This is a genomic window from Xanthomonas sp. NCPPB 4037 (assembly GCF_041475695.2).
In the GTDB taxonomy this organism is placed as follows: Bacteria; Pseudomonadota; Gammaproteobacteria; order Xanthomonadales; family Xanthomonadaceae; genus Xanthomonas; species Xanthomonas campestris.
This window is the reverse complement of sequence record NZ_CM191261.1, coordinates 4,313,446-4,339,223: the sequence shown is the minus strand read 5'-3', so window position 1 is coordinate 4,339,223 and position 25,778 is coordinate 4,313,446. Positions and strand designations below refer to the sequence as shown.

General features: G+C 65.3%; 23 protein-coding genes, 1 other RNA gene and 1 pseudogene. 17 read left to right on the top strand and 8 right to left on the bottom strand.

Annotated features, from left to right (window positions below):
• Window positions 1–481: 481 nt before the first annotated feature.
• Together ACCQ01_RS19065 and ACCQ01_RS19060 are read left to right on the top strand one after the other, a co-directional pair.
• A complete protein-coding gene (locus tag ACCQ01_RS19065) occupies window positions 482–793 on the top strand; it encodes a hypothetical protein (protein ID WP_228431384.1) in 312 nt (103 codons plus the stop codon).
• A 68-nt stretch (window positions 794–861) separates the two neighbouring features.
• A complete protein-coding gene (locus ACCQ01_RS19060) occupies window positions 862–2,955 on the top strand; it encodes a prolyl oligopeptidase family serine peptidase (protein ID WP_228431381.1) in 2,094 nt (697 codons plus the stop codon).
• 30 nt (window positions 2,956–2,985) lie between these two features.
• On the opposite strand, the gene ACCQ01_RS19055 is transcribed toward ACCQ01_RS19060, so the two are convergent.
• A non-coding RNA gene (locus tag ACCQ01_RS19055) (sX9 sRNA) lies at window positions 2,986–3,060 on the bottom strand.
• A 127-nt stretch (window positions 3,061–3,187) separates the two neighbouring features.
• Here ACCQ01_RS19055 and ACCQ01_RS19050 point away from each other — a divergent pair.
• Window positions 3,188–4,168 (top strand): IS5 family transposase, encoded by a 981-nt coding sequence (locus ACCQ01_RS19050; RefSeq protein WP_228431379.1) that lies wholly within the window; start codon window positions 3,188–3,190, stop codon window positions 4,166–4,168.
• Between the two features lie 671 nt (window positions 4,169–4,839).
• Here ACCQ01_RS19050 and ACCQ01_RS19045 read toward each other — a convergent pair.
• A complete protein-coding gene (locus ACCQ01_RS19045) occupies window positions 4,840–6,024 on the bottom strand; it encodes a pyridoxal phosphate-dependent aminotransferase (protein ID WP_228431377.1) in 1,185 nt (394 codons plus the stop codon).
• Window positions 6,025–6,133: 109 nt separating this feature from the next.
• Here ACCQ01_RS19045 and ACCQ01_RS19040 point away from each other — a divergent pair, with 109 nt between their 5' ends.
• From ACCQ01_RS19040 to hslU, 9 genes are all read left to right on the top strand, one after another.
• Window positions 6,134–8,248, top strand: a complete 2,115-nt coding sequence (locus ACCQ01_RS19040) for a S9 family peptidase (RefSeq protein WP_228431374.1) — start codon at window positions 6,134–6,136, stop codon at window positions 8,246–8,248.
• Window positions 8,249–8,877: 629 nt separating this feature from the next.
• Window positions 8,878–9,282 carry a YbaN family protein gene (locus ACCQ01_RS19035; protein WP_040940617.1) on the top strand — a complete coding sequence of 135 codons (405 nt, stop codon included), beginning with the start codon at window positions 8,878–8,880 and terminating at the stop codon, window positions 9,280–9,282.
• Between the two features lie 39 nt (window positions 9,283–9,321).
• Window positions 9,322–9,579, top strand: a complete 258-nt coding sequence (lptM, locus tag ACCQ01_RS19030; protein WP_228431372.1) for an LPS translocon maturation chaperone LptM — start codon at window positions 9,322–9,324, stop codon at window positions 9,577–9,579.
• The gene (dapF, locus tag ACCQ01_RS19025; protein ID WP_228418514.1) at window positions 9,569–10,423 is read left to right on the top strand and encodes a diaminopimelate epimerase; all 855 of its coding nucleotides are present in this window, start codon (window positions 9,569–9,571) and stop codon (window positions 10,421–10,423) included. Before lptM ends, dapF begins: the two co-directional genes overlap by 11 nt.
• The gene (locus tag ACCQ01_RS19020) at window positions 10,420–11,088 is read left to right on the top strand and encodes a DUF484 family protein (RefSeq protein WP_161963491.1); all 669 of its coding nucleotides are present in this window, start codon (window positions 10,420–10,422) and stop codon (window positions 11,086–11,088) included. Before dapF ends, ACCQ01_RS19020 begins: the two co-directional genes overlap by 4 nt.
• Entirely contained in the window at window positions 11,081–12,049 is a 969-nt protein-coding gene (gene xerC / locus ACCQ01_RS19015) for a tyrosine recombinase XerC (protein WP_372358819.1), read from the top strand. Before ACCQ01_RS19020 ends, xerC begins: the two co-directional genes overlap by 8 nt.
• Before the next feature lie 347 nt (window positions 12,050–12,396).
• Window positions 12,397–12,897, top strand: coding sequence for a DUF1203 domain-containing protein (locus ACCQ01_RS19010; protein WP_228431368.1), 501 nt, complete (start codon window positions 12,397–12,399; stop codon window positions 12,895–12,897).
• 255 nt (window positions 12,898–13,152) lie between these two features.
• On the top strand, window positions 13,153–13,704 hold the full coding sequence (hslV, locus tag ACCQ01_RS19005; RefSeq protein WP_011038588.1) for an ATP-dependent protease subunit HslV: 552 nt from the start codon (window positions 13,153–13,155) through the stop codon (window positions 13,702–13,704).
• 99 nt (window positions 13,705–13,803) lie between these two features.
• The gene (gene hslU / locus ACCQ01_RS19000) at window positions 13,804–15,168 is read left to right on the top strand and encodes an ATP-dependent protease ATPase subunit HslU (protein ID WP_014509032.1); all 1,365 of its coding nucleotides are present in this window, start codon (window positions 13,804–13,806) and stop codon (window positions 15,166–15,168) included.
• Window positions 15,169–15,430: 262 nt separating this feature from the next.
• On the opposite strand, the gene ACCQ01_RS18995 is transcribed toward hslU, so the two are convergent.
• The 5 genes from ACCQ01_RS18995 to ACCQ01_RS18975 form a co-directional block, all read right to left on the bottom strand.
• A complete protein-coding gene (locus ACCQ01_RS18995) occupies window positions 15,431–15,730 on the bottom strand; it encodes a hypothetical protein (RefSeq protein WP_228431367.1) in 300 nt (99 codons plus the stop codon).
• A gap of 218 nt (window positions 15,731–15,948) precedes the next feature.
• A complete protein-coding gene (locus ACCQ01_RS18990; RefSeq protein ID WP_228431365.1) occupies window positions 15,949–16,404 on the bottom strand; it encodes a nucleoside deaminase in 456 nt (151 codons plus the stop codon).
• On the bottom strand, window positions 16,401–16,901 hold the full coding sequence (locus ACCQ01_RS18985; protein ID WP_228431363.1) for a GNAT family N-acetyltransferase: 501 nt from the start codon (window positions 16,899–16,901) through the stop codon (window positions 16,401–16,403). Before ACCQ01_RS18985 ends, ACCQ01_RS18990 begins: the two co-directional genes overlap by 4 nt.
• Window positions 16,902–16,926: 25 nt before the next feature.
• On the bottom strand, window positions 16,927–18,018 hold the full coding sequence (locus tag ACCQ01_RS18980; protein WP_103700274.1) for an HlyD family secretion protein: 1,092 nt from the start codon (window positions 18,016–18,018) through the stop codon (window positions 16,927–16,929).
• Entirely contained in the window at window positions 18,015–19,664 is a 1,650-nt protein-coding gene (locus ACCQ01_RS18975; RefSeq protein ID WP_228431361.1) for an MFS transporter, read from the bottom strand. Before ACCQ01_RS18975 ends, ACCQ01_RS18980 begins: the two co-directional genes overlap by 4 nt.
• Before the next feature lie 87 nt (window positions 19,665–19,751).
• On the opposite strand from ACCQ01_RS18975, the gene ubiE reads away from it, so the two are divergent.
• From ubiE to ACCQ01_RS18950, 5 genes are all read left to right on the top strand, one after another.
• The gene (gene ubiE / locus ACCQ01_RS18970; RefSeq protein ID WP_014509029.1) at window positions 19,752–20,513 is read left to right on the top strand and encodes a bifunctional demethylmenaquinone methyltransferase/2-methoxy-6-polyprenyl-1,4-benzoquinol methylase UbiE; all 762 of its coding nucleotides are present in this window, start codon (window positions 19,752–19,754) and stop codon (window positions 20,511–20,513) included.
• Between the two features lie 190 nt (window positions 20,514–20,703).
• Window positions 20,704–21,594, top strand: a complete 891-nt coding sequence (locus tag ACCQ01_RS18965) for a GGDEF domain-containing protein (protein WP_161962046.1) — start codon at window positions 20,704–20,706, stop codon at window positions 21,592–21,594.
• Between the two features lie 74 nt (window positions 21,595–21,668).
• On the top strand, window positions 21,669–23,618 hold the full coding sequence (locus ACCQ01_RS18960) for a M1 family metallopeptidase (RefSeq protein ID WP_228431429.1): 1,950 nt from the start codon (window positions 21,669–21,671) through the stop codon (window positions 23,616–23,618).
• A 417-nt stretch (window positions 23,619–24,035) separates the two neighbouring features.
• Window positions 24,036–24,755 (top strand): hypothetical protein, encoded by a 720-nt coding sequence (locus ACCQ01_RS18955; protein ID WP_115002013.1) that lies wholly within the window; start codon window positions 24,036–24,038, stop codon window positions 24,753–24,755.
• Between the two features lie 3 nt (window positions 24,756–24,758).
• On the top strand, window positions 24,759–25,382 hold the full coding sequence (locus tag ACCQ01_RS18950; RefSeq protein WP_228431359.1) for an HAD family hydrolase: 624 nt from the start codon (window positions 24,759–24,761) through the stop codon (window positions 25,380–25,382).
• Window positions 25,383–25,503: 121 nt separating this feature from the next.
• Here ACCQ01_RS18950 and ACCQ01_RS18945 read toward each other — a convergent pair.
• Window positions 25,504–25,700 (bottom strand): annotated as a pseudogene (locus tag ACCQ01_RS18945) (hypothetical protein); the annotation flags it as partial.
• Between the last annotated feature and the right edge of the window lie 78 nt (window positions 25,701–25,778).

Below are 25,778 nucleotides of genomic sequence, written 5' to 3'. Positions count from 1 at the left end.
TGCGCATGCCGCATCAGCCTGATCTGGCTGATCAGCCCGCGTGACTGGCAACGCGTTGGGGAGCGCTGGGGGCGGTTGATGCATGCACCGGGACAGCACGAATGCTGGGGTCCGCCGCCGCCTGTCTTGGATGGCCCGGCTGCGCATGGCGGCACTTCGGTACAGCTACGCGACTGGCGACGCGTGGGTAAGGGCCGTGGTATGCGGTTGGTGCCGGAACCGGAAACCGCGCGAGTGCTGGTCCAACCAGGCTTGCTCGGCGTTGCGCGGCCTACGCACGGCGGAAGTCCATCAGTGGCGCAGCGGCGGCGGGAACACCGCGGGCCCCGGCCGCGAGCGAGCAGCGCGCAGCGCCGCCGCCAACCAGCCACACGCGCGAAACGGCAGCGCTGTCACCGGTGTCGCACAGGTCGCAGCCGGTGAGATGGCCGCAGGCAATTCTGCCGGCCTGTCCTCATCCATCCCGCCACGGAGTGCCGCCATGTCGCATCGCCTTTCCCGTCGTTCCGAAACTCCCGACCCGCGCGTGCTGCGTCCAGTGCGTCAGGTCGCCCTGGCCGGGCTGGCCCTGGTATTGGTGTGGCCGGCGGCGCGCGGCCACAGCGAGTGGATCGGCTGGTTGCCGCTGTGGCTGGTCGGCATGCCGATGCTGGCGTGGTGGAGCCTGTACCGGTTCGCCGTGCCGGCATTGCCGCGCCGGGGCGAGCGGCCAGCAAGGACACGGCGGCGGGGGCCGCAGGCGCAGCGCCGTCGCGTGGGTTCGCGCACGGCGACGCAGGCGCGCGCGGCCTGACCTTCGGCAGGGGAAGCCGCCGAACGGCTATGTTACGGTCCGGCGGCTCGCTTTCTTAGGGAACCCCCATGTCCAAATTCGCCTCGATCTGCCTGGTTGCCGGCCTGATCACTGCTGGCGCCGTCTCTGCAGAGGAAACCGCCGTGTCCAATGATCCGTATGCCTGGCTGGAAGATGTCACCGGCGCCAAGCCGCTGGACTGGGTCAAGGCGCAGAACGCCAAGACCGAGGCGCGGCTGGCAGTGCCCCCGGCCTTCAAGCAGATGGAATCGAGCATCCGCGAGGTGCTCGACTCGGATGCCAAGATTCCCGCCGTGCAGAAGATCGGCCCTTACTACTACAACTTCTGGAAGGACAAGCAGCACGAGCGCGGCCTGTGGCGGCGCACCACGCTGGACGAATACCGCAAGGCGGCGCCCAAGTGGGAAACCGTGCTGGATCTGGATGCGCTCAACAAGGCCGAGAAAGAGAACTGGGTCTGGCACGGCGCCGATTGCCTGCGCCCGGGCTACCAGCGCTGCCTGATCGCGCTGTCGCGCGGCGGTGCCGACGCGGACGTGACGCGTGAGTTCGACCTGTCCACCAAGCAGTGGGTCAAGGACGGGTTCTTCCGCCCCGAAGCCAAGGGCGGGCTGGGCTGGATCGATCAGGACACCGTCTACGTCTATACCGATTTCGGCGCCGGCGCGATGACCAGCTCCGGCTACCCGCGCATTGCCAAGCAGTGGAAGCGCGGCACGCCGCTGAGCACGGCCAAGGTGGTGTACGAGGGCAAGCCCACCGACATGTACATCATGGCGATGCATGACGACACGCCTGGATTCGAGCGTGATTTCGTCAGCCGCACGCTGGCCTTTTACAACGACGAGCTGTATTTCAAGAAGGCCGATGGCGCGCTGGTAAAGGTGGATGCGCCGAACTCCGCCAACAAGAGTGTCAAACGCGAGTGGCTCACCCTGGAGCTGCGCGAGCCGTGGACGGTGGGCGGCAAGACCTACAAGGCCGGCTCGCTGCTGGCCACGCGCTTTGATGCCTTCATGCAGGGCAAGCGCGACTTCGATGTGCTGTTCGAGCCCACCGACACCACCTCGCTGGCCGGCATGACCTGGACGCGCTCGCACCTGGTCTTGAACGTACTGGAAGACGTCAAGAACCGCCTGAGCGTGATCACGCCGGCGCAGGATGGCTGGAAGAAAAGCGCCTTTGTCGGTGCGCCAGCCTTCGGTACCGTGGATGTCGGCGCCGTGGACAGCGATGACAGCGATGCGTTGTGGCTGACCGTCACCGACTACCTCACGCCCACCACCTTGTCGTGGGTGGACGTAGGCACCGCGCCGCAACCGCTGAAGACCATGCCGGCGTTCTTCGATGCCGGCAAGGACAGCATCGAGCAGCACTTTGCCACCAGCAAGGATGGCACCCGCGTGCCCTACTTCCTGGTGCGGCCGAAGGATCTCAAGCTCGATGGCAGCGCGCCGACCCTGCTGTATGGCTATGGCGGTTTCGAGATCTCGATGACGCCGAATTATTCCGGCGCCCTGGGCCGTGCCTGGCTGGAGAAGGGCGGCGTTTACGTGGTGGCCAACATCCGCGGCGGTGGCGAATATGGCCCACGCTGGCACCAGGCCGCGCTCAAGCAGAACCGCCACAAGGCCTATGAAGACATGGCCGCTGTGGCCAAGGATCTGGTCGCGCGCAAGATCACCTCGACCAAGCACCTGGGCGTGCAGGGCGGCAGCAACGGCGGCCTGATGACCGGCAACATGCTGACCCAGTATCCAGAGCTGTTCGGTGCGGTGGTGGTGCAGGTGCCGCTGCTGGACATGAAGCGCTACAGCCATCTGTTGGCAGGCGCCTCGTGGATGGCCGAGTACGGCAACCCGGACACCGACGACTGGAAATTCATCCAGACCTTCTCGCCGTATCACCTGTTCGATCCGAAGAAGACCTACCCGCCGGTGATCTTCCTGACCTCCACGCGCGATGACCGGGTGCATCCGGGCCACGCACGCAAGATGGCGGCCAAGATGATCGAGGCGGGCAAGGACGTGACCTACTACGAGAACATCGAAGGCGGCCATGGCGGCGCAGCCAACAATGCGCAGGCGGCGCATATGTCGGCGCTGGCCTACAGCTTTCTGTGGGAGCGTTTAGCGGATTGAAGCGCCGGCCGGAAGTGGTTCTGTAAGAGCGGCTAACAAAACGTAGCGAGCAGCCGCCAGGTGGGTGCGGACGGCGCGGAGGAACCGGAGTGTACGGGGGTACATGAGGATTCCGAGCACCGGCCGCGCCCGCCTGGCGGCTGCGCAGTAGTTTTGATAGCTGCTCTAAGGAACCTCTGAACAACGCACCACAGATACGCGACACTACCCGCCTGATGTTGAGGAGTGATCCATGCAACTGACGTTCGGTGACGCTGAGGGCCTGGGCAAGCGCAAGCAGACCCGCCGCGAGATTTTTCTGGCCGAGATGGAGCAGGTCGTTCCGTGGCAGCAACTGGTCGGGCTGATCGCGCCGCACTATCCGGTGTCGGGGCGGCCAGGTCGGCAGCCGTACGCATTGGCGACGATGTTGCGGATTCATTTGCTGCAGCAGTGGTATGCGTTGAGCGATCCGGCGATGGAAGAAGCGCTGCATGAGATTCCGAGCTTGCGGCGCTTTGCCCAGCTCGGTGGCTTGGACAACGTTCCGGACGAGACCACGATTCTCAACTTTCGGCGCTTGCTGGAGACCCATGGCCTTGCCGCACGGATGCTGGAAGCCGTCAACGCGCATCTGGCGCGCAAGGGCCAGAGCTTGCGCTCCGGCACGATCGTCGATGCGACGCTGATCGCTGCGCCCAGCTCGACCAAGAATGCCGACCATGCGCGCGACCCTGAGATGCATCAGACCAGGAAGGGTAATCAGTGGTATTTCGGGATGAAGGCGCACATCTGCGTGGATGAGTTTTCCGGGCTGGTGCACCACGTCCATTGCACAGCGGCCAATGTCGCCGATGTCACGGTGATGCACACGTTGCTGCATGGCAACGAAGACAGCGTGTTCGGCGACAGCGGCTACACCGGTGCGGATAAGCGCGAAGAACTGCAGGACTGCGAGGCTGCATTCTTCATTGCTGCCAAGCGTTCGGTGCTGCAAGCCATCGGCAACAAGCGGGAGCGTGCTCGGGAACAGCGTTGGGAACACTTCAAGGCCAGCGTGCGTGCGAAGGTGGAGCATCCGTTCCGGGTGATCAAGCGCCAGTTCGGTTACACCAAGGTCCGCTATCGCGGCTTGGCGAAGAACACCGCGCAGGTGCTGACGCTGTTTGCGCTCTCCAATCTGTGGATAAAGCGAAAGCAGTTGATGCCTGCTATGGGGAGCGTGCGCCTGTAACGCGGGCAACACCCTGCAAACGCGCCGGAAACGGCAAAAAATCGAGGATCTGAGCGCCGTCGGCCTGGCCGATGTGGTTAGGCTCATCCTCCGACGCCGTTGATCAGACCATCCCTAAGTCGAGTTGCTTTCGTTGTGTCTTGCTCTGAAGAAAGCCCTGGGTCGATTGGCTCAGGGCTTTTTTATGCTTCCTTCTCCCTGCGGGAGAAGGTGCCCGAAGGGCGGATGAGGGTACGGCTGCACGTGGTGATTGATGCGTGTTTGATAAGCAACTGCAAAACAAAGCCCCGAGCAAAGTAGCAAGCAACAGTTTCCGCGCCTTGCGGCGCGGGTTACTTTTGTTTCAGCAAAAGTAACCAAGACCATGTCGCGCGACGCGATCCGGTGCGATGGAGCTGCACCGGTGCCCCGCGCTGCTCGCTACGCGCGGCACGGCGCCCAAACGCGCTACGCTCAGACAGGGCGCCTCTTCGGCCACGCGTGACTGCGGTGCTCGGCTCGCTCCAGGGCGAGCGGAGGCGCAAGCCAGCAGCCAGAGCAGAAGCGCAAAAGAAAAGCGCAGAGGCAGGAAAAACAGCAGCTACGCCTGTTTATATCGACGGCAATGCGTGTGCTGCTGCCGCTCTAAATGCAGCTGCGGAGATGAACCGTGCTCATCGCGTAGTGCGAAATCAAAGATGCCGCAACCCACGCGCAATCCGCTCTACCGCCTGCTCAAGCCGCGGCAGGCTTTGCGTATAGGCGATGCGGACGTGCTGGTTGGCGCGGTGGAAGCCGAAGTCGATGCCGGGAGTGAAGGCGACATGCTCGGTTTCCAGGAAGTGCGTACAGAAGGCCTGCGCGTCCTTGGAGAATGCGCTGATGTCGGCATACAGATAGAACGCGCCTTGTGGCTCGACGGCGATGTCGAAGCCCAGTGCGCGCAGTGCAGGCAACAGGTAATCGCGGCGTTGCTGGAATTCGGCGCGGCGCGCTTCGAAGATGGCGATGCTCTCTGGCGTGAAACACGCAAGCGCCGCATGCTGGGCGATGGACGAGGCGCTGATGTAGAGATTTTGCGCGAGTTTTTCCAACTCGGGCACCGCAGAGGGCGGGGCGATCAGCCAGCCCAGGCGCCAGCCGGTCATGCCGAAGTACTTGGAAAAACTGTTCAGCACGAACGCGCTGTCGTCCACTTCCAGCACGCTGTGCGCGTCCAGGCCGTAGGTCAGGCCGTGGTAGATCTCATCCACCACCAGGTGGCCGCCACGCGCCTGCAAGGCCTGCGATAACGCGGCCAGCTGCGCACGCGAGAGCACGCTGCCGGTGGGGTTGGCCGGTGAGGCCGCCAGCGCGCCAACGCTGTCGGCCGTCCAGTAGGCATCCACCAGCGCCGGGGTCAGTTGGTAGTCGCTATCCGGGCCCACCGGTACCAGCTGCGCGCCACCTTCGACCAGGCGCAGGAAGTGGCGGTTGCACGGATACCCCGGGTCGGCGAGCAACCAATGCTTGCTCGGGTCGACCAACAGGCTGCTGGCCAGCAGCAAGGCGCCGGAGCCGCCCGGGGTGACCAGCACGCGCTCCGGATCGATGCGGCAGCCGTAACGCTGCGCGTAAAACCCGGCAATCGCCTCGCGCAGCGCGGGCAGCCCGCGTGCAGCGGTGTAACGGGTGTGGCCTGCCGCCAATGCAGCCTGGCCGGCGGCCACCACGGGCGCAGCGGTGGTGAAGTCCGGCTCGCCGATTTCCAGGTGGATGACATCGTGGCCGGCCTGTTCCAGTGCGTTGGCGCGGGCCAGCAGGGCCATCACATGGAAGGGCGCGATGTCCTGGCTGCGGCGGCTATAGCCGGACACGGGCGAAAGCAGGGAGTCCATTGCGAAGATGATAGACCAGCATGACCTCGGACACATGACGCTCCCCGGCGGCCTCTTCCACACTCGCGCGCTGGGATGGCATTGCGTTCATCCAACGGACCCCAATCTGATGAAACCTGTCCTGACCTTGTTGATCGCCAGCCTGATGACCAGCTCTGTTCCTTCCGCACTTGCCGCCCTCCCGACGCCGCCGGACGTGGCCAAGCATCCGCACGTGGTCAAGGCCCCGTTCGGTGCCACCCGCAACGACGATTACTACTGGCTGCGCGACGACAAGCGTGAGAACAAGGCCATGCTGGCGTATCTCAACGCCGAAAACGCCTACACCGATGCCTTGATGGCGCCGCTGAAACCGCTGGAAGACACGCTGTACACCGAGATTGTCGGGCGCATCAAGCAGGATGATGCCAGCGTGCCGTACCGCGAGCGCGGCTACTGGTATTACACGCGCTATGAGGCCGGCAAGGACTACCCGATCCAGGCGCGCCGCAAGGGCAGCATGGACGCACCGGAAGAAATCCTGCTCAACGTCAACACCCTGGCCGAGGGCAAGGGCTATTTCAGTGTTGGCGATGCCGAAGTCAGCCAGGACAACCGCATACTGGCCTGGGCCGACGATGCAGTGGGCCGCCGCCAGTACACCATCCGTTTCAAGAACCTGGAGACCGGCGAGGTCTATCCGGACACCGTGGAAGGCGTCTCCGCCAACGTGGTGTGGGCCGACGACAACAAGACCCTGTTCTATGTGGAAAACGACCCGGAAACGCTGCTGACCGTGCGCGTCAAGAAGCATGTACTCGGCACGCCGGCCAAGGACGACGTGCTGGTCTACGAGGAAAAAGACGACAGCTTCTACATGGGCATCTCCCGCACCCGTGACGACAAGTACATCGTCATCGGCGTGGAGAGCACGGTGTCCTCGGAAACCCGCTATGCGCCGGCCGACAAACCCGAGACCTTCACCGTGCTTGCCAAGCGCGAGCGCGACGTCGAGTACCAGCCGGAGCATTTCGATGGCCGCTGGGTGATCCGCACCAATGCCGATGGCGCCAAGAACTTCAAGCTGGTCACAGCGCCCACTAATGCGACCACGCGCAAGCAGTGGACCGACTGGGTGGCGCACGACCCGAACGTGTATATCGAAAGCTACGAACTGTTCGACGGCTTCACCGCCATCGAAGAACGGTCCGGTGGCCTGGAGCGCGTCCGCCTGCTCAAGCGCGATGGCAGCCACGAGTACGTCAAGGCCGACGAGTCGGCGTATTCGATGGGGTTGTCGGTCAACTCCGAGCCGGACACCGCGTGGTTGCGCTACACCTACACCTCGCTGACCACACCGGCCACCACCTACGAACTCAATACGCAGACCGGCGAGCGCAAGCTGCTCAAGCAGCAGCCGGTGATCGGTTACGAGGCCGGCAACTACGTGACCGAACGCGTCTGGGTGACCGCGCGCGACGGCGTCAAGCTGCCGGTGTCGCTGGTCTACAAGAAAGGCTTCAAGAAAGACGGCACTGCCGCGTTGTTCCAGTACGCGTACGGCAGCTACGGCATGTCGATGGACCCGGCCTTCAACCTGCCGGCGGTGAGCCTGCTGGATCGTGGCGTGGTGTATGCCATCGCGCACATCCGTGGTGGCCAGGAAATGGGCCGGCAGTGGTATGACGACGGCAAGCTGCTGCACAAGCAGAACACCTTCAACGACTTCGTCGACATCACCTGCGGCCTGGTGGCACAGGGCTACGCCGCCAAGGACCGCGTTGCGGCTTCCGGCGGCAGCGCAGGCGGCTTGCTGATGGGCGCGGTGGCGAATATGGCCCCGCAGGACTACCGGGTGATGGTCGCGCAGGTGCCGTTCGTGGACGTGGTCACCACCATGCTCGATGCCAGCATCCCGCTGACCACCAACGAATACGACGAATGGGGCAACCCGGAAACCAAGGATTACTACGACTACATGCTGTCGTATTCCCCGTACGACAACGTGCGCAAGCAGGCCTACCCGGCGATGTTCGTCGGAACCGGCCTGTGGGATTCGCAGGTGCAGTACTGGGAACCGGCCAAGTGGGTCGCCAAGCTCCGCGACGACAACACCGGCACCTACCCGATCGTCTTCCGCACCAACATGGAAGCCGGCCACGGCGGCAAATCCGGCCGCTTCCGCCGCTACCGCGAACTGGCCGAATCCTATGCCTTCGTGCTGGACCAGCTGGGCGTCAAGTAGTTGAGGGGCGGGGATTTGGGAGTCGGGATTTGGGACTCGTAAAAGCAGACCGCGAGGGTTTTTAGCGATTAGCTATTTGCCTGGATGTCAGGGGGCGGTGGATGCGGGAGGCTGGTGTTGCCTCCGTCTCCACTTCCACTTCCCGTCTTCCGTCTTCCGTCTTCCGTCTTCCGTCTTCCGTCTTCCGTCTTCCGTCTTCTTCTTCCCCCTTTTCACCTCTGCCGGCTTCCGCTTCCTGCTTCGCTTCCCGCCGTACCACCTAGCGTTTTTCCTCACCGTTTTTGGTTTTTGTCTCCTGCTCCTGCTTTTGCTGACGCTCTCGCTCCACCAACGTCGCCTTAAAGCGAGCCGAGCACCGCAGCTGCGCGGGGCCGAAGAGGCGCCCTTGTCTGAGCGCAGCGAGTTTGGGCGCCGTGCCACGCGTGGCGAGGAGCGCAGGGCACCGGTGCGGCTTCACCGCGCCGGATTGCGTCGGCGACAGCGGTTTTGGTTCCTTTTGCCAAGACAAAAGGAACTCGCGCCGCAGGCGCGAAAGCTCTGCACTTGCTCTTGCACAAGCGCACCCCACACCCACCTGCAACAAAAACCATCCCCCCACCAACCCCCACCACTGGCCGTATCATTCCCCCATGACGCGACCGAACCGATTCCGCTGGGCGTGGTGGCTGCTGGCCTATGCCAGCTTGGCCACCGGCATTGTCGGCATCTTCGTCCCAGGCCTGCCCACCACCGTATTCGTGCTGATCTCCGCCTGGGCCGCCTCGCGCGGCTCCGAACGCCTGCACCGCTGGCTGCTGGCGCACCCGCGCTTTGGCCCGGCCATCGTCGAATGGCAGACCTATCGCGCGGTGAGCCGCAAGGCCAAATGGATGGCGACCCTGACCATGACCATCTGCGCGGCCATCATGCTGTGGTGCGTGCCGGTGCTGTGGGTCAAATGCCTGTCCATCGGCAGCATGGCGGTGGTGGCCATCTGGCTGTGGCTGCGCCCGGAGCCGCCGCCGCGCGCACTGCAAACGCCCGCCCCGCACTGAGCGCACGGCAGTCAGGGTGTTCTGGCTATACTTCGGTGCATGAGCATTATGTCCCGACCGTCTGTTCGTCTCGCACTGATGGGTGCGACCCTCGTCCTGCTCGCCGCCTGCGGCAACAAGGGCCCACTGGTGATGCCGCAGAAGCCGGTGCCGGTAGAGGCCCAGCCCGTGTTGCAGCCGCCGGATGCACCGCAACCGCTGGACGAATCGCAGACGCCTGCGCCCGCGCCGACCGACGGCACCACCCAGCCCGCGCCGGCCACGGATCAGCCCGCCAGCAGCGGCAATGAGCGCTGACGTCCACACCGGGCGCTTGCGTTTCACCAAGATGCATGGCGCCGGCAACGATTTCGTCGTGCTGGATCTGCGCGATGGCACACCGCCTCCCGATGCCAGCCTGGCCGCGCGGTTGGCGGATCGTCATTTCGGTGTGGGCTGCGACCAGATCCTGACCATCGAAGCGCCACGCAGCGCCGAGGCGGTGGCCGCCTACCGCATCTGGAATTCCGACGGATCGCACTCGCAGCAGTGCGGCAATGGCGCGCGCTGTGTGGCCGCGTGGCTGGTGCGCGAGGGCACCGCGCAGGGCGATGCCTTCACCATCGACAGCCCCTTCACCGCGCACCGCGTCGAGCGATTGGACGCGGGCACATATTCGGTGGCGATGGGCGTGCCGCAGTTCGAGCCTACGCAGATTCCGCTGGCCGGCTTTGCCCATGCGCGCGACGAATACGCGCTGCCCGTGCACGGAGAAACCGTGCGCTTTGGCGCGGTGTCGATGGGCAACCCGCACGCGGTGGTGGAAGTTGGCCGGGTCGATGCGGCGCCGGTGGAGCGGGTGGGTGCGTTGCTGCAACAGAACGCGGCGTTTCCCGAATCGGTCAATGTCGGGTTTGCACAGGTGGTCGACCCGGCGCACGTGCGGTTGCGCGTGTACGAGCGCGGCGTTGGCGAAACGCTCGCCTGCGGCAGCGGTGCGTGCGCGGCGGCGGTGGTGCTGATGCATCGGGGCCGGGTCGAGCGCGATGTGCGGGTGTCCTTGCCGGGTGGCGAATTGCGGATCCGCTGGGCCGGCGAGCAGGCGCAGGTGGTGATGTCCGGGCCGGCCGTGTTCGTCTTCGATGGAGAGTGGAACCAATGAGCGAGACCGACAAACTCGGCGCGCATGACGTCGCCAACTGGCTGCGCCGCCATCCGACCTTTCTCAAGCAGTTTCCGGATCTGGCGGTGAGCCTGCTGGTGCCGCGCGACGACGGCCCTACCGCCTCCCTGGCCACGTACCAGCTGGAAGTGCTGCGCGACAAGAACCGTGAATTGTCGCGGCGCCTGCACGAACTGGGCAGCAATGCGCAGGTCAACGAGCGGCTGGCGGTGCGCACACATCAACTGACGCTCGCGCTGATGCGCCAGGCCACCCCGGCCGACACGCTCAAGGCGATGGCCGCGTCGTTGGCGGAAGATTTCAATGGCGAACTGGTGCGGCTGGTGTTGCTGCAACCGGTCGCCGGGCTGGAGGCAGACTGGTTGCAGGTGATGGCGGCCGATGACGCGCGCCTGGCGCCATTTCGCGATTGCCTCACCGATGGCGAGCCGATCTGCGGCCGCCTGCAAGCCGAAAAACATGCGCTGTTGTACGGCGCGCATGCCGGCGAGGTGCAATCCACCGCGTTGCTGCCATTGCCGGGTATCGGCCTGATCGCAGTGGGCAGCAGCGATGCCAATCGGTTCTACCCGGGCATGGGCACGTTGTTCTTGCGCATGATGGGCGAGTCGCTGGTAGTGGCACTGCAGCGCTTCGATGCCTGAGACAGCGCCGCCTGTTGCGGATGCGCGGGGTTCCTCGCCGACAGCGACGACCGGGCCCAGCGCAGATGCAACGTTGTCTGCGGTGGAGCCCTTCCTGGCGCATCTGCAGATCGAACGGCAGGTCTCGGCACATACGCTGGACGCCTACCGGCGCGATCTTGCCGCGCTGATCGGTTGGGCAAGTGCGCAGGGCAGCGACGATGTCGCGCAGCTCGACAGCGCGCAGCTGCGGCAATTCGTCACCGCTGAACACCGGCGCGGGTTGTCGCCGAAGAGCCTGCAGCGTCGCCTGTCGGCTTGCCGCAGTTATTACGCGTGGTTGCTCAAGCATGGCCGCATCGCGACCAGCCCTGCGGCTGCGTTGCGTGCGCCCAAGGCGCCGCGCAAATTGCCGCAGGTGCTGGATGCCGATGAAGCGGTGCGGCTGGTGGAAGTGCCGACCGACGCGCCGCTGGGCCTGCGCGACCGCGCTTTGCTGGAGCTGTTCTATTCCTCCGGGCTGCGCCTGAGCGAGCTGTGCGCCTTGCGCTGGCGCGATCTGGATCTGGACAGCGGCCTGGTCACGGTGCTCGGCAAAGGCGGCAAGCAACGCTTGGTACCGGTGGGGTCGCATGCGGTGACGGCCTTGCGCGCCTGGCAGCGCGACAGCGGCGGCAGCGCGCAAACGCATGTCTTCCCGGGGCGTGCGGGCGGTGCGATCTCGCAACGCGCGGTGCAGATCCGGATCAAGCAACTGGCGGTACGCCAGGGCATGTTCAAGCACGTGCATCCGCACATGCTGCGCCACAGTTTTGCCAGCCACATCCTGGAATCCTCCGGCGACCTGCGCGGTGTGCAGGAGTTGCTGGGGCATTCGGATATCGCCACCACGCAGATCTATACCCATCTGGATTTCCAGCATCTGGCCAAGGTCTACGACGCCGCGCATCCGCGGGCGAAGCGCAAGAAAGCTGCTGAGTAATTGGGACGCAGCGTAAGAAGTTGCCGATTGCGGTGTGCACCCACAGGCGCTGGTGCGCGTCGCTGACCGCGCTTCGCATGCATCGCCGCTGCTGAGCTTCGCTCCTGCCGGGAGAGGCGAGACGCCATCTCCAAGCATGGATGCCAGCAACGCGCTGGCACACCTGGAGATGGCCGTCAGCAGCGTGTGGCAGGTGATTGATGCACTGTCAGTACAGGCGCCCTCACCCCACGTCATGTCCCGGTGGGAGAGGGGCATGCCTGCACGCAGACGCTGCCGTGTCCGAAGACGGCGAGCAGGGCCGGCATGCGTAGGTCACGCTGCGCTTCCAGCTCTGGAAGACCGCCATGACCTCGTTTCGTTTGACAGGACTCGATCCAGCCTTGTTCGCCCATTTGTATGTGCTCGATGACGCTGCGCTGGCCAACCACCAAGCCGTGCGCGTGATCGCCGACGCCGATGATGGATTCCCGTGTCGTGTCAGCCTGCAGGACGCGCGCGCAGGCGAGCAGTTGCTGCTGTTGCCGTATCTGCATCAGGCTGCCGATTCGCCGTACCGCGCGAGCGGGCCAATCTTTGTACGTGCCGCAGCGGCGCGTGCGCAGCTGGAACCAGATGCAGTGCCGGCTGCGATCCAATCGCGGCTGATCTCGCTACGCGCTTACGATCATCGTCATCATCTGACGGCCGCCGAGGTGTGTGCAAGCGAAGACGTCGCAGCGTGGCTGCACGCGTGTCTGGACGACGCGCAGATCGCCTACGTGCATCTGCATCATGCGCGTCAGGGCTGTTACGCATGTCGCGCTGATCGCACTGCTGCCGATGCGCTGGCTGGAATCGTCAGCTAGGCCTTTGCATGTTGCTTGAGGGCGGGCCTCGGCAACGGATCAGTCAACGCCAGGCCCGGTACTTGCTGCACAAGTTGCTGCCAGGCGTGTGCAAACAACACCGGCGCATGGTGAACCCAGCAGGCGTTGCAAGTCGCATGCAGTGGCGCTGCTGTCTCAAACGTGAGCAAGTTCAAGCGCGCTGCGCCGATGCGCGGCAGCGCGCTTGAACCCGGCAGGGGCGTCCCCACCTCTTTGGAAACCCCCGGAGGACCCATGGATCCCAGCCAGAACCCCAACGTCGTTCACGCCACCACCATCATTTCGGTCCGACGTGGCGGGCATGTCGCCGTCGCCGGCGATGGTCAGGTCACCCTCGGCCACACGGTCATGAAAGGCAACGCGCGCAAGGTGCGCCGGCTCGGCCGCGACGGCCAGGTACTGGCCGGTTTTGCCGGTGCAGCCGCCGATGCGTTCACCCTGTTCGAACTGTTCGAAGCCAAGCTGGACAAGCACGGTCAGCTGACCCGCGCCGCCGTGGAGCTGGCCAAGGATTGGCGCACCGAGCGCCGCCTGGGCAAGCTCGAAGCATTGCTGGCTGTGGCCGACAAGGAAACCTCGCTGATCATCAGCGGCACCGGCGATGTGATCGAGCCGGAAGACGGCATCATCGCGATCGGCTCTGGCGGCTCGTACGCCCTGTCTGCCGCACGCGCGTTGCTGGCGCACACCGAACTGGACGCCAAGACCATTGCCACCGAGGCGATCAACATCGCCGGCGATATCTGCATCTATACCAATCGCAATGTGGTGGTTGAAGAGCTGTGAATCGGGAGTGGGGAATCGTGAATCGCAACAGCGGCTCCTTCCTCATTTCACCGGTGCCGGCTTTTGCGTTTCCCCTTTTCCCATTCCCGATTCCCGACCATGACCGATACCCATAGCACCATGACTCCGCGCGAAATCGTGCAGGAGCTCGACCGCCATATCGTCGGCCAGCACGATGCCAAGCGTGCGGTGGCCATTGCGCTGCGTAACCGCTGGCGGCGCATGCAGTTGCCGGAAGAATTGCGCAACGAAGTGATGCCTAAGAACATCTTGATGATCGGCCCCACCGGCGTGGGCAAGACCGAGATCGCGCGGCGTCTGGCGACGCTGGCCAATGCGCCGTTCGTCAAGGTGGAAGCCACGCGTTTCACCGAAGTGGGCTACGTGGGCAAGGATGTGGAGCAGATCATTCGTGACCTGGCCGATACCTCGGTCAAGTTGTACCGTGAGCAGGCCAAGGTACGCGTGCGCAACCAGGCCGAAGAACGCGCCGAAGATCGCATCCTGGATGCCTTGTTGCCGAGACGCTCGGCCGGCATCGGCTTCGACCCGGAGGCGGCGCGTCATGAGCCGTCGGCGCAGGACAATGAAACCCGCATCAAGTTCCGCCGCATGTTGCGTAACGGCGAACTGGACGAGCGCGAGATCGAACTGGAGGTGGCGGTCAACGCCAGCATGGACATCATGACCCCGCCGGGCATGGAAGAAATGGGCCAGCAGCTGCGGCAGATGTTCTCCAACCTGGGTGGCGGCAAGTCGCAGAAGCGCAAGCTCACCATCAAGGCGGCGCGTCCGCTGTTGATCGAGGAAGAAGCCGGCAAGCTGGTCAACGAAGACGACATCCGCACCGCGGCGATCGAGGCCTGCGAGCAGCACGGCATCGTGTTCATCGACGAGATCGACAAGGTGGCCAAGCGCGGCGAGGCCGGTTCGTCCGGTGGCGATGTCAGCCGCGAGGGCGTGCAGCGCGATCTGCTGCCGTTGGTGGAAGGCTCCAACGTCTCCACCAAGTACGGCACGGTCAAGACCGACCACATCCTGTTCATTGCCTCGGGCGCGTTCCATCTGGCCAAACCCAGCGATCTGATTCCGGAATTGCAGGGCCGCTTCCCGATCCGCGTGGAACTTACCGCGCTGACCAAGGCCGATTTCGTGCGCATCCTCACCGAGCCCAAGGCGGCGTTGATCAAGCAGTACGAAGCCTTGCTGCAGACCGAAGGTGTGGCCTTGACCTTCGGTGCCGATGCGGTGGACCGCCTGGCCGAGATTGCCGCGCAGGTGAACGAGCGGCAGGAAAACATCGGTGCGCGGCGTCTGCATACGGTGCTGGAGCGTTTGCTCGATGTGCTGAGCTACGAGGCGCCCGACCGCGATGGCCAGAGCGTCACCGTGGATGCGGCCTACGTGGATGCGCAGTTGGGCGAGCTGGTCCAGGATCCGGATCTGAGCCGTTACATCCTGTAACCCTGCGTGGTCTGCGTATTTGCGGTAACGCATGCAGACCGGCAGTTGTAAGAAGACCCGCCGTTGGCGGGTCTTATTTTGCGGCGATCACGTCTTTAAAACGCCAAGCAAAGCCGCAGAAATCGCCCAGACGCGATCGCTGTGCCAGCGGCATCGCTTGCGCGTTTCACTGCGGCTCACCGCGCTCGCACATTGATCTGCTCACGGCCGGCTTCAGCGCAGCGCCGTTCGCTGCCGTCAGTCGGCTCTCGCGGCGAAACAATCAGCGCAGGCTGTCTCTGTAGCGCTGGATCAGCAATGCGCCCAGCTGCACATGCGCGTGCAGTGCGCGGTCGGCAGCCGCGGGCGGCAGGCTGTTCTCACCCCGGCGCGCGGTCTGCGCGGCCGCGTCGCTTTCTGTCAAGTCAGCTGCTTCCAATGCCGGCAAGGCAGCCCTCGCCAGCGGCACATCATGCGCCCGCCCGCCGTCCACTGCGGCCAGCTGCCGCATTGCCGGCGCCCGCTCCAACGCAAACGGCTGCGCCGCAGCGCCATTCGCCACCACTACATCCACTGCTGCCATCGACGCTTTCCCCCTGTGTGAAGCGCGAGCGTAGCGCTGGGCATGTCAACGCGCGTTGACAGGCCGGGGCAGGGCATTGGCGAACGTCACCTGCTGCGAAGATCCTGGCCGGCCAGACGTTTTTACACAGGAGTTGCTGGCCGCCTGGCACATCCACTTACGGCACAAACGCACCATGGCGCTGCAACGACAACCGCCAGCGCCACCACAGCACGGACTCAGTCTTCGCCGATATCCTCGTTCCACACATCCGGGTTGGCGGCGATATAACCACCGAGCAGATCCATGCACTCCTGGCTGTGCAGGTCGATCACGGTGACACCATGCTCGCGCAGCCAGCCGATGCCGCCCTGGAAGGTGACCGATTCGCCCACCACCACAGTGCCGATATTGAACTGCCGCACCAGCCCGCTGCAGTACCAACACGGCGCCAGCGTGGTGACCATGATGGTGTCCTGGTAGCGGCGTTGGCGGCCAGCCTTGCGGAACGCATCGGTCTCGCCGTGCACGGAAGGGTCGTTCTCCTGCACGCGGCGGTTATGGCCGCAGCCAAGCAAACGTCCGTCGCTGTGGTACAGCGCGGCCCCGATCGGGATGCCGCCTTCGGCCAGGCCCTGGCGGGCTTCGGTGATGGCGGTGTCGAGCAGCGCGCGGTAGTCGGGTGTGGTGATCATGCAAGCTCCTGAGTGGCTGCGTCGGCGCGACGCAGCATGTCGATATGCGGAATGCCGTCTTCGAGATACGGCGCAGAGGTGGGCGCAAAACCATGCGCGGCGTAGACGTGTTGCAGGTGCGTTTGCGCACCCAGTTGCACGGCACGGCCGGGCCACTGTGCCTGCACCAGGCGCAGGCCTTCGCGCATCAAGACGTGGGCCAGCCCATGGCCGCGGTGTGCGGCAGCGATGACGACGCGGCCGATGCTGGGTTCGGGATAGCTCAGCCCGGGCGGCAGCACGCGCAGGTACGCGGCCAGCGCGCCATCATCCGTGGTGCCGAGCAGGTGCAGCACCTCGGCGTGTGTGTCCTTGCCGTCCAGCTCCGGGTACGCGCAGTGCTGCTCAACCACGAACACATCGGTGCGTAGCCGCAGCACTGCGTAGAGCTGGAGCGTGTCCAGCTCGGCAAAGCGCAGTGCGCGCCAGTGCACAGGAAAGGGGGCCAAAACAGTCATCGCCGCATCATAACGGCTGCGTTGCTTACTCGGCGCGCTGGGCGGTGTCGATGGCCACCACCACCGACATGCCCGGACGCAGCCGCGCGGCCTGCGGCTGGCCGGGATCGACGCTGATGCGCAGCGGAATGCGCTGGGCAATCTTGACGAAGTTGCCGGTGGCGTTGTCCGCGGGTAATACACTGAATTCGGAGCCGGCCGCTGGCGAGATCTCCTGCACGCGGCCCTGCAGGCGCGCATTGGCCAGCGCATCCACGGTGAAGCTGGCGCGCTGACCCACGCGCACGTTGGCCATTTGGGTTTCCTTGAAGTTGGCCACCACCCACAAGGTGTCCGGCACCAAGGCCATCAACTGCGTGCCGTTGGTGACGTAGGCGCCCTGGCGCACGCCGAGCTGACCCAGCTGGCCGTCGCGCGGCGCGAGGATGCGCGTGTTGTCCAAGTTGATCTGTGCCAGCTGCACGGCTGCCTGCGCATTGGCCACCGCCGCTTCCAGCGCTGCACGATTGACGGTGACACTGCGCGCGTTCTCTTCGGCGGCCTGCACTGCGGCGCGCGCCTGTGCCACGCCGGCGTCGGCCTGTGCGCGCGCGGCAAATGCGGTGTCGCGGTCCTGCTCGGACACCAGTTTCTGGTTGGCCAGTTGCTGCGCGCGTGCATACGCCGAGCGCGTGCGATCGCGCTGGGCCTGGTTGCTGCTCAGGGTGGCGCGTTGCTCGGCGATGGTGGCCTCGGCGCTGTGGCGCTGCTGTTCCCAGTTGGCCAGGTTGGCCTGCGCCGTCTGCAGTTGCGCCTTGGCCTGTTCCAGCTGCTGCGCATAGATGCGGTCGTCGATCTTTGCCAGCAGCTGGCCGCGGCGCACATGCGCGAAATCCTGCACCGGCACCTGCGTGACATAGCCACTGACCTGTGGCGCGATCACCGTGACCTGGCCATGCACCATCGCGTTTTCGGTGCGCTCCACCGCGCTGGTGAACGGCGGCAGCCGCCATGCATACAGCACCAACGCCACGCCGATCAGCGCAAGCCCGCCGAACCCGAGCACGCCATACAGACGGCGGCGACGGCGGCGCCGTCTCTGTTCGGCGGTTGGAGCGGTGTCGGCAGGTGTATTCATGGGCGCGCAGTCGGAACAGAAGGAGAGGGGGCAACCGGCGGCCGCAGATAACGGCGCCACACCAGCACGGAGAGAATCCACAACCCGGTGGCAATGGCAATGCAGCCGATCAACAGGAACACATCGTTATAGGCCAGTACGTTGGCTTCGCGGGTGGCCACCGTGCCCAGTGCACGCACGCCTTGCGCCTGGCGCAGCGCTGGGTCGCCGATCGCGCGCCCGTACATGCCGGCATAGGCCTGCACGCGCGCGGCCACCTGTGGGTCGGTGAGTACCAGGTGCTCGACCAATTGGCTGGAGTGATATTTCTCGCGCACCACCTGCAGCGTGCCCAGCAGCGCGCTGCCAAGCAGGCCGCCCATGTTCTGCGCCATGCCGAACAACACGATGAAACTGATCAGGTTGCGCGGCTGGGTGACCACGCGGCCGATGCCGGCCACCATCGCCGGGCCCACGAAGAAGGTGCTGCCGAATGCGAGCAGAAACTGGCTGACATACATCTGTTCCGGCCGGGTCAGGCTGGTGGCGCGCGCATCCATGAAGCAGCCGATGCAGATCGCCGCCACTGCGATGATCAGGTGTTCGGCGATGCGCGCCGGGTTGATCAGCAAGGCGCTGGCCACCACGCCTACCACCGCGCCCAGCAACATCAGCGCGAACAAGGTCTGCAATTGCGCATTTGCCAACCCCAGCGTCTGGAAGAAGCCGATCGCGCCGGTGCTCTGTTCGGACAGCACCAGGCGGATCAGCAGGATTGCCAGGCCCAGGCGCAGCATGTCGGCACTGGCCAGCCAGCGCGTGTTGATCATCGGATTGCGGCGGTTGTGTTCGATCCATGCGGCCGCGCACAGCAGCACGATGGAGGCCGCCAGCACCACGCCCAGCCACGGCGTGCTGGTCCACCACAGCAGCCGGCCCAGCGAGAGCACCGCAGCCAACCCCGCCGCGCCGGCAGCGAACAGGCTGAAGGTGAGGAAGTCCAGCGGCTCAAACACGCGGTACCGGTCGCTCGGCGGCAGCTTGAGCGCCAGCACGCAGGCCAGCGCAAACACCGCCAGGCCGAATTCGAACAGGTACAGCCCCTGCCATTCGCCAAATTCCAGCAGGTCGGTGGAAAACACCCGCGCCAGTGGCAGTGCCAGCTGGGTGAGCCCCAGCCCGGTCACCACCGCCTTGAGCCGGTATTTGGCCGGGAACGCCTGGATCACGTAGTACAGCCCCAGCGAGCTGAGCGCCGCGCCCACCAGCCCGTGGGCGGCACGCACGGTGATGGCCGAACTCAGGCTGTGCACGAACAGGTGCGCAAAGGCGATCACCGCATACAGCGCCAGGAAGATCTCGGTGAACCGCCGCAGCCCGAACTGCTGGCGGAACTTCACCAGCAGCAGATTGGCCGACATGTTGGTCATCACGTAGGCGGCCGGCAGCCAGGCCATTTCGGTGGCGTACGCCCCCAGCGTGCCTTGCAGATAGGGCAGGTTGGCGGTGACCAGCGCATTGCTCAGCCCACCGGTCAGCGCCACCACCACGCCGACCAGGCCGTACTGGATGCGTCGCCGGGTCGGGTGCAGCGGCGTGGAGGCCGACCCAGGCAGGGTGGGCTTCTCATGGGGCTGCCAGTCGCGCTGAACGTACTTGTCGCGCACCAAGTGCTCGCTGGGGCCGTCGCAGGAAGAGCCGCGATTGTGGTCCCGTTGCGGTCATGGTGGCGTCAGCAGTGCGATAATCCACCCATGAGCGAATCTCCCTACACCTCCGGTACCACCCATTTCGGCTTTCGCGACGTCGCAGCAAAGGACAAGCAGAAGCTGGTCGGCGAAGTGTTCACCTCGGTCGCGCGCAACTACGACCTGATGAACGATCTGATGAGCCTGGGCATCCACCGTGCGTGGAAGCGCTACTTCGTGGCAACCGCGCAGGTGAAGCCGGGTGACCGCGTGCTGGACCTGGCCGGCGGCACCGGCGACATCGCCGTGCTGCTCAAGGAACGCGTGGGCAACGAAGGCGCGGTGGTGCTGGGCGACATCAATGCCGGCATGCTCTCGGTGGGCCGCGACCGCCTGACCAACCGCGGCCTGGTGGCCGGCTTCGACTACGTGCAATGCAATGCCGAAGCGCTGCCGTTCCCGGATCAGAGCTTCGACCTGGTGACGATTTCCTTCGGCTTGCGCAACGTCACCGACAAGGACGCCGCGCTGCGCGAGATGTACCGCGTGTTGAAGGTGGGTGGGCAGGCACGCGTGCTCGAATTTTCCGAAGTCACCGCTGACTGGTTCAAGCCGATCTACGACTTCCATTCGTTCAAGATCCTGCCCAAGCTGGGCCAGCTATTCGCGCGCGATGCCGACAGTTACCAGTACCTGGCCGAGAGCATCCGCAAGCACCCGCCGCAGGACTCGCTCAAGGGCATGATGGGCGAGGCTGGCTTTGCGCGTTGCCACTACAAGAATCTCACCGGCGGCATCGTGGCCATCCACTCCGGCTACAAGATCTGATGCACCGGCCGGCGCGTGCCAGCGCGCCGGTGTCGCTCCACTGCACGCCTCGGTCCACGCACGCTTGGGTTCGCTTGCGCGCATGAATCGATGCAGTTGCGCGCGCTGACCGACGGAATTTTGAGACACCCGTCGCGTTGGCTCCACAAACCGTCGGCGACACTAGGCGTTCTTTTTGCCGGAGACATGGATGCGCTTGTACGCCGGGCTGTCGCGCCTGTTTCCCCGCTCCTTCAGCGCCAAGCTGTTGGCGGTGACGTTCGTCGGCATCCATCTGCCTCTGTTGTTGCTGATCGCCTGGCTGGCCGCGCAAAGCGAGCTGGACGGGCGGCCGCTGTGGTCGGTGGTGATCGTGGCCTTGCTGGCCACGCTGGCCGGCACTGCATTGACGCTCTCGGCGCTGTATCGCCTGCTGGCGCCGTTGCGCATCGCCGCCGATGCGCTGGATGCGTACTACGCTGACCAACGCCTGCCCACGCTGCCCGAGCATGGCGATGACGAACTGGGCCGCCTGTTGCGCGGCATCAACCGCAGCCTGCGCGGCATCGACGCGGGCATGCGCGATCTCAAACGGCACGCGCTGTTCGACCCGCTTACCGAAGCCTTGAACCGCCGCGGCTGCGAGCAGGCCATGCGCGATTCGGTGACCGCCGCGCAACGCGAAGGCTGGCCGTTCGTGCTGTTCGTGCTGGACATGGACAACCTCAAGCCGATCAATGACCGCTTTGGCCACCTGGCCGGCGACCGCGTGCTGGTGCGCCTGGTCGAATCGGCCTATGGCTGGCTAGGCGCGCAGGACTGGATCGGCCGCTGGGGCGGCGATGAATTCCTGATCGGCGTGCATGCCTCCGAAGACGAGGCCACACTCAAGCTCAATCAGTGGTTGTCGATGCTGGAGCGCGAAGACGCCGAAGAGGCGCCGCTGCATGTGAGCGCCGGCAGTGCGGTGTGCGAGGTGGGGATCGACGCCACCGAGCTGTATCGGCGTGCGGATGCGGCGATGTACCGCGCCAAGTTCTCCGGTGGCCGGCGGCTGGTGCGCGACGGCCACGACACCCCGCGCAGCCATCCGGTGGCGTGATCGGCCCGCTGCGGCACGGGCAGCGGCCGGGCGAGGGCGCTAAAATGACCAATTCCTTTGCTGTGGTGCCGTCGATGCGCTTCCCGTTCCTGTCGCTGTCCCTGGCCGTGTCCATTGCATTGGCCGGCTGTTCCAACGAATCCACGCCGCCGGCGTCCACTGCCGCCGCCCCGGCCGCCACCGCCAAGGCTCCCGTGAAAGCAGACGTCCGCAACCACGACGAAAGCTCCTACGCCCAGCCGCAGCTGGTGGTCATCAAGGACCTGGCGCTGGACCTGAAGCTGGATTTCGACGCCAAGCAGATCGGCGGCACCGCCACCTACACGCTGGACTGGAAGGACAAGGCCGCCAAGCAGCTGGTGCTGGATACGCGCGAGCTGAGCATCGCCCAGGTGCAGGCCGACGATGGCAAGGGCACGCTGTCGCCACTGCAGTTCGTGCTGGCGCCGGCCGACAAGACCTTCGGCAGCAAGCTCACCATCGAAACCCCCAACCAGCCGGCCAAGGTCGTCATCACCTACCACACCGCGCCCACCGCATCGGGCCTGCAGTGGCTGGAGCCGGCGATGACCGAAGGCAAGCAACTGCCTTTCATGTTCAGCCAGTCGCAGGCGATCCACGCGCGCAGCTGGGTGCCGTTGCAGGACACCCCGAGCGTGCGCTTCACCTATAGCGCGCATGTGACCTCGCGCCCGGACGTGATGGTGCTGATGAGCGCCGACAACGACCCCAAGGCCGCGCGCGACGGCGACTACAGCTTCAAGATGCCCGAGCCGATTCCCTCGTATCTGCTGGCGATTGCCGCCGGCGATGTGGTGTTCAAGCCGATCTCCGCGCGCTCGGGCGTGTGGGCCGAGCCGAGCATGGCCGACAAGGCTGCGAAGGAATTCGAAGACACCGAGAAGATGATCGGTGCCGCCGAAAAACTCTACGGCCCGTATCGCTGGGGCCGTTACGACATGCTGGTGCTGCCGCCGTCGTTCCCGTTCGGTGGCATGGAGAACCCGCGCCTGACCTTCGCCACGCCCACCGTGATCGTGGGCGACAAGTCGCTGGTGTCGCTGGTGGCGCACGAGCTGGCGCACAGCTGGTCGGGCAACCTGGTGACCAATGCGAGCTGGAAGGACATCTGGCTCAACGAAGGGTTCACCACCTACGTGCAGGGCCGCATCACCGAAGCGCTGTACGGCAACGAGATGGCCGAGATGGAGCGCGAGATCGACCAGGGCGACCTGCTGGCCGAAGTAAAGGGCATGGCGCCGGCCGACCAGGCCCTGGCGCTGCCGCCGCTGGCCGAGCGCGACCCGGATGAAGCGCTGAGCCAGGTGGCCTACGTCAAGGGCGCGTGGTTCCTGCAGTTCCTGGAGCAGCGCTTCGGGCGCGAGGTATTTGACCCGTTCCTGCGTGGCTGGTTCGATGACCATGCGTTCCAGAGCGCGACCACCGACCAGTTCGTCGACTATCTCAACAAGAACCTGCTGGCCAAGCATCCCAACACGGTGAGCGCTGCCGAAGTGGATGCGTGGTTGAAGCAGCCGGGCATCCCGGCATTTGCGGCCAAGGCACGCTCGCGCAGCTTCTCGATCGTGGATACCGCGCGCATCGCCTGGAGCGGCAGCGGCACCTTGCCGAGCAAGCAGGTCACCGGCGAATGGGGCACGCAGGAATGGGTGCATTTCCTCAGCGGCATGGGTGCCACCTTGAAGCCGGAACAGCTCAAGCAGCTGGACGATGCCTACCACTTCACCGGCACGCCCAACGGCGAGATCGCAATGCGCTGGTATCCGCTGGCGATCCGCAGCGGCTACATCGATGCACGCCCGGCCGCGGGTGAGTTCATCGAACGCGTGGGCCGTCGCAAGCTGGTGCTGCCGATCTATGCCGAGCTGCTGAAGACCCCGGACGGCATCGCCTTCGCCGAGCAGGCCTTCGAAAAGGCCAAGCCGAGCTATCACCCGATCACCACCGCCTCGGTGGCCGAGATGATCGCCAAGGCCAAAGCTGCGCCGCCAGCGCAGCCGTAATGGTCAAGTCCAAGGCCGCGCGACCAGCGCAGCCGTAATGGCCGGGGAGGGCGTTGCCTACGCCCTCCCGTTGTTTCATCGGTCTCGCGCGTGCGCAATCGCCCTTGTAGGAGCGCGCTAGCGCGCGATGACGCATTCCCGGTGAAGCCCGATCGCGCACAAGTGCGCTCCTACGAAAGCGTGGGCTCCTCTGCGCAGGCAATACCGCACCCTCAAACGCTCCACGCCCCGTAGGAGCGCGCTTGCGCGAGATGCAGCGTTCCCGGTAAAGCCCATCGCGCACAAGTGCGCTCCTACGGTGCTTGGTCGCCCCGTGTGATCGCGGGTGCTGCGGTCACTGCTATACGCCCATGCCCTTGATCAATTCCATCGGGGCAGGCTGGTATCGTTGCCACTGAATTTGCCCTGGAGTCGACGATGAAATATCTGTTGAGTGCGGCCCTGTGCGTCGCGGCGCTGAGTGGCTGCACCGATCGCGAGGCGCAACGCCAGGCGCAGGCGGCCGCGCAGGCGCAGGCCAAGGAACATGAGGCCGATGCATTGGCCAAGCAGTACGACGCAGCGGTGCAGGCACAGAACTGGGACATGGCGCGCGCGCATGGCGCGGCCCTGCTGGAAGGCTACGCCGGCACGCCGGCCGCCACCCGCGTGGAAGCCGGCTATGCCGAGATCAAGGCCAAGGGCGAGCAGGCGCGCGAGCTGCGCCGCATGCAGGCGCTGTGGCAGTACTCGCAGGTGCCGGCCAAGGGCGGCACGCAGCGCTCGGCGATGATCGATGCCAAGGAGCGCGTGGACGTGGATGGCAGCGGCCCCAAGCCGGTGAGCCTGGTGTTCCGCGACCATCCGCAGTGGAAGCGCCACAGCTATCTCGTGCTGAAGGCCGGCGACTTCAATTGCTACCGCGGCTGCAAGGTGCAGGTGTCGGTGGACGGTGGCGCGGCGCGCCCGATGGCCGCACATCGCCCTGACACCGACGAGGCGATCGCCATGTTTATCGACGACGACAAGGCGCTGTGGAAACTGGTGCGCAGCGCCAAGCGCATCAGCATCGCGTTCCCGGTCAAGGCCGGCGGCACACGCACTGCCGAGTTCGAGGTGGGCGGGCTGGATACCACCCAACTGCCGGGCTGGAAGTAGCGCATGGATGGCACCGTTCCGGCAGGGGCTGCACCGGCCTTGCGCAGCTGCCGGCATTGGGTGTTCGACATGGACGGCACGCTGACCGAGGCCGTGCACGACTTCGCGCTGATCCGCAAAGAACTGCAGATCCCGCCCGAAGCGGACATCCTGCATCACCTGGCCGCGTTGCCTGCGGCGCAGTCGCAGGCCAAGCACGCCTGGTTGCTGGAGCACGAGCGCGCGCTGGCCGAAGGCGCGCGTGCTGCGCCGGGCGCGGTGGCGCTGGTGCGTGCGCTGCAGGCAAGCGGCTGCCGGCTGGGCCTGTTGACGCGCAATGCCCGCGCGCTGGCGCAGGTGACCTTGCAGGCGATCGGGCTGGGCGATGCCTTTGCCTGGGACGACATCGTCGGCCGCGATGAGGCCGCACCCAAGCCCGCCCCGGACGGTCTGCAGTACTTCGAGCGCCGCTGGGCGGTGGAAGGCAATGCGCTGGTGATGGTGGGCGACCACTGCAATGACCTGGCCTGCGGCCGCGCGGTGGGTGCCTGCACCGTCCTGGTCAACACGCCGGGCGACCCGTGGCCGGGCCTGGCCGATTGGCGCCTGCGCGACTGCGCGCAGCTGCTGGCGCAGTGGCAGGGTTAGCTTTCCGTCTTGCGGGTCGGGCGCGGCAGCTGATGCTGATTCGACGCCTGGACGTCCCGGCTTCGCTGACTAATTCCTAGGGCGACTTTCGGCAAAGAGCTCGTTAGAGATAGATCGTTGCAGTGTCTTCGCCGGCCGTGTCCGGCAGCCGCATGCCCAGGCGATGGCGCAGGAACTGCCGGCCGGGTCGGCGAACAGGCGGCGAAGGTCGTCGATCGACACACTGGCCGGCAATGCGCTGGCGTTGGTCGGCAACGCACCGGCCACCCACGTCGCCAGCGGCTGGCGTTGCCCGGCCAGGCTGTCCGTAATGCACCTAGGGAGAAGCTCACCTCGTCGTCCTACTGCTGGCATCGATGTAGCTGTCCGGCGAGAAGGCGCACCTGGCCGACGTTT